Origin of the sequence: Pseudomonas sp. NBRC 111124 (genome assembly GCF_001320245.1) — a bacterium.
Classification (GTDB): Bacteria; Pseudomonadota; Gammaproteobacteria; order Pseudomonadales; family Pseudomonadaceae; genus Aquipseudomonas.
This window is the reverse complement of sequence record NZ_BCBA01000001.1, coordinates 79,005-92,302: the sequence shown is the minus strand read 5'-3', so window position 1 is coordinate 92,302 and position 13,298 is coordinate 79,005. Positions and strand designations below refer to the sequence as shown.

Annotated in this window: 16 protein-coding genes; 6 read left to right on the top strand and 10 right to left on the bottom strand. The window is 63.4% G+C overall.

Features of this window, described 5'->3' with window-relative positions:
• The first annotated feature begins 36 nt into the window (after window positions 1-36).
• The 3 genes from APH28_RS00390 (at window position 37) to APH28_RS00385 (ending at window position 1,734) form a co-directional block, all read left to right on the top strand.
• Window positions 37-615 (top strand): nucleosidase, encoded by a 579-nt coding sequence (locus tag APH28_RS00390; RefSeq protein ID WP_060507148.1) that lies wholly within the window; start codon window positions 37-39, stop codon window positions 613-615.
• Window positions 616-747: 132 nt separating this feature from the next.
• Window positions 748-876: a PSPA7_2676 family Cys-rich small protein gene (locus APH28_RS29330; protein ID WP_305729005.1), complete on the top strand. Its 129-nt coding sequence runs from the start codon at window positions 748-750 to the stop codon at window positions 874-876.
• 9 nt (window positions 877-885) lie between these two features.
• Window positions 886-1,734, top strand: a complete 849-nt coding sequence (locus APH28_RS00385; RefSeq protein ID WP_060507066.1) for a Ku protein — start codon at window positions 886-888, stop codon at window positions 1,732-1,734.
• An 88-nt stretch (window positions 1,735-1,822) separates the two neighbouring features.
• Here the strand turns inward: APH28_RS00385 and APH28_RS00380 are convergent, their stop codons facing one another.
• The 5 genes from APH28_RS00380 to ligD are packed head-to-tail and all read right to left on the bottom strand — an operon-like array spanning window position 1,823 to window position 7,350.
• Entirely contained in the window at window positions 1,823-2,470 is a 648-nt protein-coding gene (locus APH28_RS00380; RefSeq protein ID WP_060507065.1) for a glycosyltransferase family 2 protein, read from the bottom strand.
• Window positions 2,467-3,066 carry a bifunctional 2-polyprenyl-6-hydroxyphenol methylase/3-demethylubiquinol 3-O-methyltransferase UbiG gene (locus tag APH28_RS00375; protein ID WP_060507064.1) on the bottom strand — a complete coding sequence of 200 codons (600 nt, stop codon included), beginning with the start codon at window positions 3,064-3,066 and terminating at the stop codon, window positions 2,467-2,469. Before APH28_RS00375 ends, APH28_RS00380 begins: the two co-directional genes overlap by 4 nt.
• 11 nt (window positions 3,067-3,077) lie before the next feature.
• Window positions 3,078-3,833 (bottom strand): PIG-L deacetylase family protein, encoded by a 756-nt coding sequence (locus APH28_RS00370; protein WP_060507063.1) that lies wholly within the window; start codon window positions 3,831-3,833, stop codon window positions 3,078-3,080.
• Window positions 3,830-4,873, bottom strand: coding sequence for an acyl-CoA dehydrogenase family protein (locus APH28_RS00365; RefSeq protein WP_060507062.1), 1,044 nt, complete (start codon window positions 4,871-4,873; stop codon window positions 3,830-3,832). The genes APH28_RS00370 and APH28_RS00365 overlap by 4 nt, the downstream gene beginning before the upstream one ends.
• Entirely contained in the window at window positions 4,870-7,350 is a 2,481-nt protein-coding gene (gene ligD, locus APH28_RS00360) for a DNA ligase D (protein WP_060507061.1), read from the bottom strand. Before ligD ends, APH28_RS00365 begins: the two co-directional genes overlap by 4 nt.
• Before the next feature lie 130 nt (window positions 7,351-7,480).
• On the opposite strand from ligD, the gene APH28_RS00355 reads away from it, so the two are divergent.
• Complete coding sequence (locus APH28_RS00355; protein ID WP_060507060.1) at window positions 7,481-7,948, top strand: hypothetical protein; 468 nt, start codon at window positions 7,481-7,483, stop codon at window positions 7,946-7,948.
• Window positions 7,945-8,175, top strand: coding sequence for a metallothionein (locus APH28_RS00350; protein WP_060507059.1), 231 nt, complete (start codon window positions 7,945-7,947; stop codon window positions 8,173-8,175). Before APH28_RS00355 ends, APH28_RS00350 begins: the two co-directional genes overlap by 4 nt.
• A gap of 1 nt (window position 8,176) precedes the next feature.
• Here the strand turns inward: APH28_RS00350 and APH28_RS00345 are convergent, their stop codons facing one another.
• From APH28_RS00345 to APH28_RS00325, 5 genes are read right to left on the bottom strand one after another with little or no spacing between them, the layout of a single operon-like run.
• Entirely contained in the window at window positions 8,177-8,605 is a 429-nt protein-coding gene (locus APH28_RS00345; RefSeq protein ID WP_060507057.1) for a hypothetical protein, read from the bottom strand.
• Between the two features lie 18 nt (window positions 8,606-8,623).
• On the bottom strand, window positions 8,624-9,571 hold the full coding sequence (locus APH28_RS00340; RefSeq protein ID WP_060507055.1) for a lysylphosphatidylglycerol synthase domain-containing protein: 948 nt from the start codon (window positions 9,569-9,571) through the stop codon (window positions 8,624-8,626).
• On the bottom strand, window positions 9,571-10,773 hold the full coding sequence (gene clsB, locus APH28_RS00335; RefSeq protein ID WP_060507054.1) for a cardiolipin synthase ClsB: 1,203 nt from the start codon (window positions 10,771-10,773) through the stop codon (window positions 9,571-9,573). The genes APH28_RS00340 and clsB overlap by 1 nt, the downstream gene beginning before the upstream one ends.
• Entirely contained in the window at window positions 10,770-11,555 is a 786-nt protein-coding gene (locus APH28_RS00330; protein ID WP_060507051.1) for an endonuclease/exonuclease/phosphatase family protein, read from the bottom strand. Before APH28_RS00330 ends, clsB begins: the two co-directional genes overlap by 4 nt.
• A complete protein-coding gene (locus tag APH28_RS00325) occupies window positions 11,552-12,469 on the bottom strand; it encodes a DUF72 domain-containing protein (protein WP_060507147.1) in 918 nt (305 codons plus the stop codon). The genes APH28_RS00330 and APH28_RS00325 overlap by 4 nt, the downstream gene beginning before the upstream one ends.
• 266 nt (window positions 12,470-12,735) lie before the next feature.
• Between APH28_RS00325 and APH28_RS00320 the strand changes: the two genes are divergently transcribed.
• Window positions 12,736-13,287 (top strand): ATP-dependent Clp protease proteolytic subunit, encoded by a 552-nt coding sequence (locus APH28_RS00320; protein WP_060507050.1) that lies wholly within the window; start codon window positions 12,736-12,738, stop codon window positions 13,285-13,287.
• Window positions 13,288-13,298: the final 11 nt, after the last annotated feature.

The following is a 13,298-nucleotide window of genomic DNA, read 5'->3' as shown; positions in this document are numbered from 1 at the left end:
GGCTGCGCATTTCGCCAGCCAGCCCGGACCCGCGCCATGATCACGCCCATCACGCTGCATGACATCCCTCTGACCGACATACTCTTTGTTTTCGCCCTGGAAGCCGAGGCGGGGAGCGCCTTCATTGGCTGCAATCTGGTGTTCACGGGCATTGGCAAGGTAAACGCTGCTATTGCGCTGACCAGGGCGCTGCAGCGCCAGCGCCCGCGCTTGATCGTTAACCTCGGGTCGGCAGGCAGCCAACGCTACGGCAAGGGCGAGGTGGTGTGCTGCAACCGCTTTGTGCAGCGCGACATGGACGTGACACCACTGGGTTTTGCCCGCTACGAGACACCCCTTTCGCACATACCGGTCGTGCTTGAGCACGGGCTGGTACAGTCCGGCGTGCCGTTGGGCATATGCGGCAGCGGCGACAGTTTTGAGACTGGGCATGTCGAAGCCCCGTACGACGTGGTCGACATGGAGGCCTACGTACTGGCCCGGATCGCCCTTGATGAGGGCATCCCGCTGCTGTGCCTGAAGTACATCTCCGATGACGCAGGCAACGATGCTGCCGGTGATTGGGCAGTGCAGGTTCATCTGGCGGCCGAAGCCTTCAAGCGCGTACTTTTTTAAGCCCATAGTACAGGTGAGATCTTTGTCGTCACCGTAAGCAACCCTTTCCCTTGGCGCAGCTGAAGTAAACCTTCAGCGCACTGCACAGTCAGTTCAGATAAGGGCCCAGCATTTCGGGCAGGGAGGTGACAAATGAGCTTTATCTGCTTGCTGCGTGGTTGCCACTGGCGCCCCATGCCAAACGTCGAAATCAATGAATTGCAATGCCATTGCTGCGAGCGCTGCGGCACGCTGCGCTACAGCCAGCGTGGCCAACGATAGGAGTCACTCATGGCCAGGGCTATCTGGAAAGGTGCAATCAGCTTCGGCTTGGTGCACATCCCTGTTTCCCTCAACACCGCAGTGCGTACGGAGCGTGTCGATTTCGACTGGCTCGACAAACGCAGTATGGAACCGGTGGGCTATAAACGGGTGAACAAGGTGACCGGCAAGGACATCGACAAGGAAAACATCGTCAAGGGTGTGGAGTATGAAAAGGGTCGTTACGTCGTGATCAGCGAGGACGAGATTCGCAAAGCGCGCCCTGAAGCCACGCAGACCATCGATATCTTCTCGTTCGTTGAAGCAAGCGATATCCCCCTTCAACACTTCGACACCCCGTACTACCTCAGCCCGGACAAACGCGGCGGCAAGGTCTACGCGCTACTGCGAGAGACGTTGGAGAGCACCGGCAAGGTCGCGCTGGCCACCGTCGTGCTCCACACACGCCAACACCTGGCACTGCTTCGACCGCTTGATGACGCGCTGGTGATGATTACCCTGCGCTGGCCTGAAGAGGTTCGCGGGTTGGAAACATTGGAGCTGGACAAGAGCGTGACCGACACCAAGCTCGACAAGCGTGAGCTGGACATGGCCAAGCGGCTGGTGGAAGACATGAGCGGCCCTTGGACGCCTGATGACTATCACGATGCCTTCCGCCAGACCATCATGGACCTGGTAGAGGAGAAGGCCAGCAAGGGCAAGATTGCAGTGGTGGAGAAGGGCGAGGGCGGTGCGAGCGAGAAGGGCGCAGACATCATCGACCTTACCGAGCTGCTCAAGCGCAGCCTGGGTGGCAAGGCAACGAAGAAAGCCGCACCCGAGAAGAAACCGGCCAAGCGTACTCGCAAGGCATCTTGAATCCTGCTCCGGCCCTTCGCAGGTCTGTCTGTGTAAGGGCCTGTGTAAGGGCCTGTGAAAGGGCCTGTGAAAGGGCCAGAGCAGGCAGCTACAGGCTCGCCAAGTAGTCGCCAAACCCTTCCCGGGCCCGGCTGTCCGTCCTGCTGCTGGTCGCCACACTGTGCCTCGCAGTCCAGACGATCTGTGCACCATCGGCCTCAAGGTCGCGCACCAGCTGCACATCTTCATGGGCTGCCAGCGGCTGGAACCCGCCAACCCGCTCATAGGCGCGGGCACACACGCCCAGGTTGGCCCCGTGGATATGCCGATGACCCTCGCGCGCTTCGTAGCGGCTCAGGTACAGCTTGCGCAGCGCCGCCCGCTGCCAGGGCTGCCAGCGGGAGATATGCACCGTGCCGCACACCACCTCCGCAGTGCACGCCAGTTGCGAGAGCAGCCAGTTCGCCGGCACCTGGCTGTCGGCGTCGGTGCAGGCCAGCCAGCTGGCGCCGCGCTCGAGCATCCATTCGGCTCCCAGGCGGCGCGCCATGCCGACACTACCGGCGTCTACCACCAATGCATCAACAGCATAACGCGCCGTCACCCGGGCGCTGCCGTCGACACAGCGGTCGAGTACAACCAGCACCTTGACCCGGTGCCCTGCCTCTTCGGCCAGCGCCACGGCCCTTGCCATCGCTTTCAGGCAACGCCCCAGGCGCCGGGCCTCGTTGTGTGCGGGAATTACCACGCCGATCATAGGCAGGTGTCATCCAGGTCGACCACGCTGGGCTGGCAGGACCAGTATTCGAGCAGAAAATCCGCTTCCTCGTGCCGGTACACCGCGAACAGCGGCAGATGCTTGGCGAGCAACTGGTGCACTTCACGGCCATCCTGTGGGCAGCCGGCAATCGGATGCTTCCAGTGGCAGGCCAGCAGACCGCCGTCATAGGTGAGGCTGGCGGCCGACTGTTCGATGACCTGCAGCCAATCGGTGGGGTCGAGGTAGTAGCCCACTTCACTGAGCACGATCAGGTCGAAGCGCCCACCCGGCCAATCACCTGGCAACTTGGCCAACTCGATCGAAGCATTCGGCACATCGGCCAGGCGCTCACGAGCAAGGCCCACGGCGGTCGGGTCGAGATCCTGGCATAGGAGCTCGGCGCAGCGATCCGCCAGCAGGAGGCTCAGTTCACCATTGGCGCAGGCAGGCTCGAACACCCGCTGGTAGCACTGGCGTGGCAGGCTGGCCATGACCAGTTCTCGCTTGCGCTTTTCGTACCAGCGGGTACGAAAGGCCCATGGGTCGTCATTGTTGGCATAAAGGTTGGCGAAATACTGTGCATCAAGGCTCATGACAACTCCGTTTACAGGAACACCAGTTCAAAAGGTTGCATCAGGCAATCCAGCAACCGGGCAGGCAGCACCGGCGGGCGCGGGCCGTCCGGTGCCAGCTGGCTGGCATGGGCTGACAGGGCCTTGCGCTTGCGCGCCAGGGTCGCTTCGTCCAGTTCGATGCGGTGGGCGCGAGGCCAGGGCAGGCGCGGGTCGTCTGGCTGCGCCCAATACCAGGCCCACACCGGCACTTCGATCAATTGTGCCTTGCGCGCCAGGGCTGCCTGGGCAGCCGCCCTGCCGACGGCTTCGTGGTCGCAGTGGCCGTCGCCGCGCCAGGTGGCCATCAGCACATCATCGGGGCGCAGCGTCTGGGTCAGGTGATTGACCAGGAACGCTTCCTCGCGGGGCAAGGTGCTGTCCTTGAGGTTCAGCCGGCGCCAGTCCAGGCGGTTGAGGTCCAGATCGAGCTGTTGCAGGGCCTGGCGGCTTTCCAAGGGGCGCTGCCGGCGCAGGCGATGTTCGGTCCAGTGCTCGGAGCCTGGGTGGCTACCCTCGCCGTCGGTAGCGGAAATCAACACCAAGTCTTGTTCGCGACCGCGAAAATGCGTCAGCAAGCCGCCGGCCATGAGGATTTCATCATCCGGGTGCGGTGCGACCAGTACCAGCCTGCGCCCGGGAGGGCACAGCTGCTGCGGGGTTATCCAGGTGGCGCGGGCCAGATGCGCGGCCTGCTGCCACTCGGCCCATGGGGTGCCTTCGCTCGACTCGATCAGGTTTGCATTCATAGCGTCCAGGCTCCTGCCGGCACATGTGTCAGTTGTTCGCCCAGTGCAGCCAGGTCGCGCTCGGCATGGCTCTGGCGAAGGAACACCGGCAGGTCGGCGCTGAGCCTGGCGAAGTGGCTGTTACAGCAGAACGGCGTCGCGCCCAGCGCGCGGCCGACGTGGCTGATCACCTGCTCCACGGCCTGCTCGACCTGGGCGCGGGTACGCCGCACTTCGAAGCTGGCGTCTGCTTCGGGCTGCCTGTCTATCCAGGCCGCGCATTCGCGCAAGGCTGCGCGGGCGCCATACAGGGCGGCGTCCACCGCGCCGAGGTGGGCTTGGGCGTGGGCATCCGGGTGCGGCTTGCGACAATGCGCCCGCAGATAATCGGCCAAGGCCTCGGCGGCGCCGTACCAGCAGGCGGCAACGCCTGCGCCGCCGTGCCAGAAGCCGGGGCGCGACAGGTACTGGCCAGGCTGGCCGATGGCGATGCCGGGCGTGTTGTCGAACAGCACCTCGATGCTCGCGGTGGTTGCCATGCCCACGGCCTGCCAGCGGTCGATGCTCAAACCCTGGCTGGGCTGTGCCAGCTCGATCGCCACCAGTTGCGGCTGGTCATCTTCGGTCCAGGCGGTAATCAGTGCCCGGTCGATCTGCAATGCGCCGGAGCACCAGGCCTTGCGCCCGGCCAGCTGCACCTGGTCACCATCGCGGGTGACGATGCGCGCCCTGGCGTCTGGCGGTTCCGCGGCCCAGACGCCCCAGGTGCCGTCACCCACCTGATGCGCCGCGCCGCACTCTGCGAGGATCGCCAGTGCGTCGGTATGGCCTTCGTACAGCTTGGCCAGCGCCAGGTCGCAGCCCGCTACCCGCGCCAGGGTCTGCCAGCGGCGCAAAGTGTTGCCTTGCCCGGGCAGTGGCAGCAGGTCCAGGTGGTCTGCCTTGAGCGCCTGGATCAGCTGTGGCAGCTGGGTGTCGAGGTTCAACGGTTGCGGCCGCTCGCCAAAGGTGCGCAGCAGCCGGTCGAGGTTGTTGAGGTCGAAATCCTGGATGATGCTCATGCCATCCCCATCTGTTTGCGCATGCCTGCAGTGATCGATTGGCGGGTCTTGGCCATTTCGGCCCAGGGATCGTCAACTTCCGCCAGGCGCTCACGCACGTTGCCGATATGCCACTGGTTGGCGCCTTTGAGCTGGGCCAGTTCTTCGCGCCAGATCGGCACCGACACCGGCAGGCCTTCGCGGGCGCGCAGGGAATAGGCACAGACCGTAGTGGCGCCTTTGCCGTTGCGCAGGTAGTCGATGAAGATCTTGCCGACCCGGTTCTTGGGCCCGGATACCGCGCTGAGGCGGTCGGGGAACAGCCTGGCCAGGTAGTCGACGATGGCGTGGCTGAAATCCTTCACTTCGTCCCAGCCGGCGCGCCGGGTAAGCGGCACGACCAAGTGCATGCCCTTGCCACCGCTGGTCTTGAGAAACACCTTCAGGCCCAGTTCGTCCAGCAGGGTAAGGGCCAGCTGCGTAGCTTCCAGCATGGCTTTCCACGGCAGCGCGGGGTCCGGGTCAAGGTCGAGGACGAAGCGGTCGGGCTTGTCGAAGTCCTTGTCGGTCGCGTTCCAGGTGTGAAGCTCGAGCATGTTCATCTGCACGGCGCCCAGCAGCGTATCGGGGCGGTTGATGACCATGGCGGCCTGGCCAGCTTCGGCCTTGTCGTAGCTGAGCACATGGGGGATGTGCAATTGCCCCGCGTTCTTCTGGAAGAACAGCTCACCCGCCAAACCGTCAGGCGCGCGCACCAGCGCCACGGGGCGGTCCTTGAGCTGCGGCAGTAGCCACTCGCTGACTTCGGCGTAGTACTCGGCGATTTGCCGTTTGGTGGCGCCGATACTGGCATCGATCACCCGCTCGGGGTGGGTCAGGCGCAGCTCGCCGAGGTCGTCCGGCAGGGCGGCTTGCTTGTTTTTGGGTACGGATTTGCCGGGCATGGCGCGCTCCAGGTCGATGGCGGTGGCCGGTTTGTCGTCGCGCAGCCCATGGAATACCGAATGGCGCACCACGCCGTCGCGGGTCATCTGCGCGTAGGCCACCTCGGCCAGCAGCTGCGGCTTGAGCCAATGCACGCCACGGGCCTCGGCACCGGTGGGCGGCTTGGGCAGGGCGGGCTTGGCGATTTCCAGGGGTTTGAGCCGGGCGTGGATGCCTTCCAGCGTGGCCGCGCTGAAGCCTGTGCCGACCTTGCCGGCATAACGTAACGCGCCGCTGTCAGGGTCGTGCAGAGCCAGCAGCAGGGCGCCGAACCCGGTGCGGCTGCCTTTGGGGTCAGTGAAACCGACGATCACGAACTCCTGGCGTTGCTTGCACTTGAGCTTTACCCAGTCTGCGCTGCGTCGACCCACGTAAGGGCTGTCGGCCCGTTTGCCGATCAGGCCTTCCAGCTCAAGGCGGCAGGCGCTGTCGAGCAGCGAGTCGACGGGCTGGTCGAAATCCTCGGAATACCTGAGTACCTCCGACTCGCTGTGTTCAAGCAGTTGGCGCAAGGCAGCGCGGCGCTCCTGGAGCGGCAACTGACGCAGGTCCCGGCCGCCCAGATACGGGAGGTCGAAGAGGTAGTAGCGAATCTGTTCGTCATGGTCGGTGTCGAAGGCGTTCTGCAGCGCCTGGAAGTCGGCCTTGCCGCTTTCGTCGTTGACCACCATCTCGCCATCGAGCCACGCCGAGTCGACGCCCAGTGCCCGCAACGCCGCGACTTGCCCCGGCATTCTGGCGCTCCAGTCATGGCCGTTGCGGGTAAACAGACGAACATCGTCACCTTCGAGGCGGGCGAGAATGCGGTAGCCATCGAATTTCACTTCGTAGCGCCAGTCACCGCTAGGTGCGGAGTCGACCAGTGTGGCCAGTTGCGGCTGCAGCTGTTCAGGCAGCGCGGCTTTCACGGCTCGGCGACGTGCAGGTGAACGCTTGGCTTCTGGCGCCTGGCGCGGCAGCAGCGTGCGGTCACTGAGCACGCTGTCGGGCTGGGCTTCGACGATGCTGTACTCGGCTTCGCTGCGCGCTTCGCCGTCATGGGACTTGACCAGCATCCATTGTTCTTTCTTGCCGGCCAGGTGGGTGCGAAACAGGTTCCAAACGCCGTTGAGCTTTTCGCCTTGCAGGCGAAAGCGCAATTTGCCCTTGGCGTAAGCCTGATGGGCATCGCCCTCCGGCTCCCAGATACCCCGGTCCCAGACGATCACGTCACCGGCACCATAGTGGCCCTCGGGGATATGCCCCTCGAAGTCGGCATAGTCCAGTGGGTGGTCTTCAACATGAACGGCCAGGCGCCTCACCTTGGGGTCAAGCGAGGGGCCTTTGGGGATCGCCCAGCTTTTCAGCGTGCCATCGAGTTCCAGGCGGAAGTCGTAATGCAGGTGGCTGGCGTCGTGCTTCTGAATGCAGAATTGCAGGGCGTGGGCGCCCTTGCCCCGGCCGCGCTTGCCACTGGGTTCGGGTGTGGCGTTGAAGTCGCGCTTGCGCTCGTATTCTGCAAGGGGCTTGGCCATGGCGGGCTCCGCGGAGGTTCACTGTCTGTAAATTGGGAGGGGGCCGCCCGCACGGTAGTTCAAAAAAACTCTGAATCATCCGCAGCTTGGCGCAGTCGACCGTCTGTAACTTCACTGTTGGAGAGCACCAATGAGCCGAGCCGATGATCCCAAGCCCTACACACCGACTGAAATCGACGACACCGAAGACCGCATGGGCAGTGTCCGTGAACTGGATTTCAGCGACCGCAACGATGACCGCGAAGGCCGCGCCGGTGATGAGCGGCCGACCGCAGAGGTTGAACAGGAATTTCCTGCGCGCCGGGTTGCCGAGAGCGGCATGACTGGCGGCGAGGCCCTGAGCGACAGCCTGCACGAAGACAACGTGACCTACGATGACCTAAGCCCCGACACCCTGCTGGACGAAACCGGCGCCCGCGACCCGCATGAACCTGGCGGCAACGGCGGGCCAGCGGACAAGACCCTGCGCCACGTCGACGCCGACGAGATTGGCGGCGGCAACGGCCTGGACGAGGCAGAACTGGCACGTTCAGCACCGCTGGACGGTAAACCGTGGACCGATGACGTCATCGAGGATGACGAGGGGAGTGCACCATGAACGAGCAACGTTGTGCCTGTAACCATTGCAGTTGTACAGTCGATGCCAACGCCGTGCAGCAGGGCGGCAAGGCCTATTGCTGCGAAGCCTGCGCCAGTGGGCACCGCAACGGCGAACCCTGCCGCATGGCCGATTGCAAATGTGGCGACACCGTGCAACCGAATGAAAGCGCGGTGGACAACGCGCTGGACGAGACCTTCCCGGCCAGCGACCCGATTTCGCCTTGATTCAATGCGTCTGCCAAATGCCTTCGTTGCGTTCACAATCGGCCCTGGCCTGGCCGAGGCTGGGGGTGTCGTAGTAGTAGGTGATTACCCTGGCATCCTTGGGCAGGGCCGCCTTCGATGAAGGCTGGTCCCGCCCGGCCGCCTTGGGATTGGCCAACGTTTCCTGCGTTAAAGGAGCAATGCAGCTGCCCACGCTGCCGTCGGCGCAGCGCGCCACTTTGTGTTTTTCAGTGCTGAGCATGTCCTTGCTCTCGTTGCTGCACGACCAGTTGATCGCTTCGGCGGGCATGTTGCTGAAGCTATAGCAGGTGCGTTGCTCCACCGGCTTTACCGCCTCGCTGGATGAGCGTGTCATCACATCGCAGGCCTCTGCCAAGGCTTCGCCACTGGCCAGGCTAGCGAGCAACATGATCATTGCAGGAACGCGCATGATGACCTCCCGGGCCAACTAGGCCGGCTTGTCGCGCCGGCGCATGGCCCGGGCGCGTTTTTCCAGGATCAGGTAGGTGAGTACCGCGACCACCAGCGGTACCAAGTAGTACAGCGTCCGGTAGCCCAGCAGCGCCGCCACCAGCGTGCCTTGGCCGAGCTGCCCGTGAAGCAGGGCGAGAAACACCGTTTCCAGTACCCCGAGGCCAGCCGGAATGTGGGCAACAACCCCCGCCACACAGCTGATCAGCAAGATGCCGAGAATTGATGGGTAGAACGCCTCGCCAGGCAGCAGCCAGAAGATCAGCAAGGCCATTACTGCCCAGTTGCTTGCCCCCAATGCCACTTGGCACAGCGCCAGGCTCAGCGAGGGCAGGGTGACTTCATGCTCGCGCCAGCGCCAGGTGCGTTTTTTCGCCAGGCCGCAAGCCAGCAGGTAAGCGAGCGCAATGGCCAGCAACAGCACGCCGATCAGCCGCAGGCCAGTGGCCCCGACCGCCCAGTTCGGCGGCAGATCGACCAGCCCCAGGGCGAACACACTGCCGGCCAGCAGCATGTAACCCATCCAGTTGGTCAGCAGACCCAGGGTCAGAATGCGGGTAATGGTCGGTGTATCCAGGCCCAGGCGGCTGTACAGGCGGTAACGCAGGGCCACGCCGCCCACCCAGGTGGTGAAGTTGAGGTTGAAGGCATAACAGACGAATGCCACTGGCAAGACCTGCCGGGCGGGCAAGCGGTGGCCCGTATAGGTGCGGGCCAGCAAGTCGTAGCTGGCGAAGATCAGGTAGCTGCACAGTGCCAGGCCAAGACCGATGGCTAGGGTGCTTGGTTTGTAGGCCAATAGCGACTGGCGCACCTCATTCCAGTCCAGATTGCGCGCCAGAAAATACAGCAACAGCGGGATGAGGATAAGGAACGCCACGGTGAACAGCCGTTTGCCCCAGACTTGCCAGGTTTTTTGCGCCATCAGGTCTTGCCCTCATGTAGATCGCCCTGGGCCTCGACCTCCGGTTGCACCGAACGCAGGCGCTGCCGGTGCGCGGGGAACCAGCCGGCGATCTGCGGAACATGCCGTATCACGTGAAAGCACGCGAAGATCAGGGGTGCACGCCACCAATAGCCGCGGATCATGCGTTCCAGCGTTACAGGTTTGCATTGCTCGTCTGCCAATGCTTGCAGGTGTTCGTACAGGTGTTTGTTGAACGCCGGGTCACGTATGAACAGGTTGGCCTCCAGGTTGAACGACAGGCTCAGGGGGTCGAGGTTGCTGGAGCCGACCGTGGCCCACGCGTCGTCCACCAGTGCCACCTTGCCGTGCAACGGCCGTTGGCAATACTCGAGAATGCGCACGCCATCGCGCAGCAGGTAGTTATAGAGCAGACGCGACAGGGCACGAACCCAACGCATGTCTGGCTGGCCCTGGAGAATCAGGGTGACTTCAACCCCGCGGCGCGCGGCGTTGCGCAGTTCACGCAGCAGGCGGTATCCCGGGAAGAAATAGGCGTTGGCCACCACCACCCGCTGTTGCGCGGTGCGCAGAGCCTGCAGGTAATGGGCTTCGATATCAGTGCGGCGCAACCGGTTGTCACGCTCCACGAGCACTGCGCTGCTGGTGCCTGTGGCGGCGGTCACAGGCCGTATCTCGCTGGGCGGTTCCAGCACCGGGGCCATCAGCCGGCGGCTGGCAGCATGCACCTGTGCCACCACCGGCCCGGTCACCTCGACGGCATAGTCCTGCTTGGCCATGGGGCCGAAATCACCCAGGTGGTCGGCGCTGTAGTTGATCCCGCCGATAAAAGCCCGTTCGCCATCGATGACCACGATCTTGCGGTGCAGGCGCCGGAACAGGTTGGTGCGCATCCCGGCCAGCCTGGGTTGCGGGTCGAAAGCATGGAAACTGACCCCGGCATCGGTCAGCGCCGAGACAAAGCCGTCGGGCAGGTCGGCAGTCCCGTAGCCATCCACTGCCACTTCCACCCGCACGCCACGCCGGGCGGCATCGATGAGCGCGCGCTGCAGCTGCTGACCGACCTTGTCGTCGTAGATGATGAAGGTTTCCAGCAGGATCTCTTCCCGGGCCTGGGCCATTGCCTCGAATACCCGGGGGTAATACTGCTCGCCATTAATCAGCAGTTCGACACGGTTGCCGTCTACCCAGGGTCGCTTCACAGGTTAATCTCCGCAGCAAGGGGGGCATGGTCGGACAGATGCGACCACGGGTACATGGACAACACCTGAGCCTTGGCGGGCATGGCATTGCGCAGGTAGATACGGTCCAGACGCAGCAGCGGCAAGCGCGCTGGGAAGCTGCGCGCGGGGCTGCCGAAATGCTCGCCGAAGGCCTCGACCAGGCGCCGGGAGAGCACGGCATCGGCCTTCAGCCGCCAGTCATTGAAGTCGCCGGCGATAATCACCGGTGCGTGTGCCGGAAGGCTGTCGAGCAGTTCTAGCAGCAGCTGGACCTGGCTCTGCCGGTGCGCTTCACGCAGCCCTAGGTGCACGCAGACTGCGTGAACCTGCTCATGGCCCGGCACTTCCAGGCGGCAGTGCAACAGGCCGCGCTGTTCATTGCCGTGGATCGACACATCCAGGTTGTCGTGCTGGGCGATCGGGAATTTCGATAGCAAGGCATTACCGTGGTCACCGTGGGGGTACACCGCGTTACGGCCATAGGCGAACTGCGGCCACATGCTGTCGGCGAGGAACTCATATTGCGGCGCCTCCGGCCATGCCGGATGGCGCAAGGCGTGCTGCTGGTGGCTGCCGTGCACTTCCTGGAGGAATACCAGGTCGGCGTTGGTGGCGCGTACCGCTTCGCGCAGTTCAGGGAGGATGAAGCGCCGGTTGAACAGGGTAAAGCCCTTGTGCACGTTGATGGTCAGTACGTTCAGACGGTGCACCGCGGTCACCTTGTCGATGATGCAGCGCGGCGAGGGCAGGGTCTTGTTCACAACTGCACCTCAGGTGTCACGCCCGGTTCGGTGAGCAGGTGGTAATCGAGCTTGAGCTTTTCCAGCAGCCGCCGCGCATCGTAGGGCGCATGCACTTTCTGATCATTGTCGAAGTAGCAATAGATATCGCGCGACGCCCGCCGGGGCGGCGCCCCTGGCACGATCAATTGTGCATCGTCGGCCTGGCTACCCACCGCCCAGGCCTGAATGCGCTGCTTCCAGCGGCGCAGGGCACGGGCGGTGTAGCCGCTGCTGTAGAGCTCGACGTCACCGTGCAGGCGCATGTAGACGAAATCGGCCGTGACATCCTCGACATAGGGCCACTTGCCAGCGCTGTCTGCCACCACCAAGGCCACGCGGTGCTTGCGCAGCAGTTTGACGAAGCGTTCGCAGAGGAAGCTTTCGTGGCGGACTTCAACGGCATGGCGCAACCGTGCGTTGCCTTTGATGGCGGTACCACCGCTGTCCTTGAGGCGTTCCGAGCAACCTTGGGCGCAGTCGCGTGCGGCCTTGCGGTCCTTGGGCAGCAATTCGAAGAAACGTTGAAAGCGCTCTTCGTCGAACTTCATGTTCGGTGGAAACTGCCACAGGAACGGGCCCAGTTTGTCACCCAGCAGCAGTGGCCCGGAAGCGAAGAAATTGGCGATAGGCTCTTCGACGTCCTTGAGGCGCCGCACATGGGTGATGAAACGGGGGCCCTTTACCGAAAAGATGAAGTCGTCGGGCGTTTCGTCGCGCCAGTTCATATAGCGTTCGGGTGTCTGCAGGGCGTAGAACGAGCCATTGATCTCGATGCTGTTGACCGCCCGCGAGGCGAACGCCAACTCGCTGTTCTGGCGCAGGCCCTCGGGGTAGAAGTCCTTGCGCCAGGGCCCATAGCGCCATCCGGAAATGCCGATGCGGATATCGCTCACGCTGTCGTCCTCATAGCCTGATCTGTTGAATGTCGCTTTGAAGTTGCGACCGGGGTGGGGCGGCAAGGGTTCAGCGCAGTTGATCGAAGGCAACATCGCGGCGCCGAGTTGAACTTTGCCGGCGCCAGCGATTCCACCGCATAGCGGATATGCAGCGCAGGAGACCGTTGGCAAGAAATTCGAACGTTTCAGTCAGTGGCTGGCCAACCGGACCGGGCGGCCGCTGACGTTCGGCGGTGCCTGACCTGCCACAACCGGAGATAAACATGGCCAGACATATCATTCACTTTACCGGGCCGATCAATTCGTCTACCTGCGGCAACCTGATCAACACCTGCTCGCGCGCCATGCAGCAAGGCGCCGAGGTGTTGCAGTTGAACATTGCCACCATGGGCGGCGAGTGCAGCTACGGCTTTACCCTGTACAACTTCCTGCGCGCCCTGCCGATCAGCGTGCACACGCACAACCTGGGCACCGTGGAGTCGATGGGCAATATCCTGTTCCTGGCGGGCGAGCATCGCACGGCGTGCAGCTACAGCAAGTTCCTGTTCCACCCGTTCCACTGGACGCTGCACGGCTCGGTGGACCACTCGCGCATGGCCGAATACGCCATGAGCCTGGATTACGACCTGCGTCTCTATGCGCAAATCGTCGCCGAGCGCACCGAGGGCAGCAGCGAAGTGCTGGATGTGCCGCGCTACCTGATGGCTTACCCGCGAATACTCGGGCCCAAGGAAGCGCTGGACAGCGGCATCATTCATGCCATCGATGAGATGCCGATCGAGGCCGACGCCACCCAGTGGAGTGTGCATGCCTGAGCGCTGAGCCT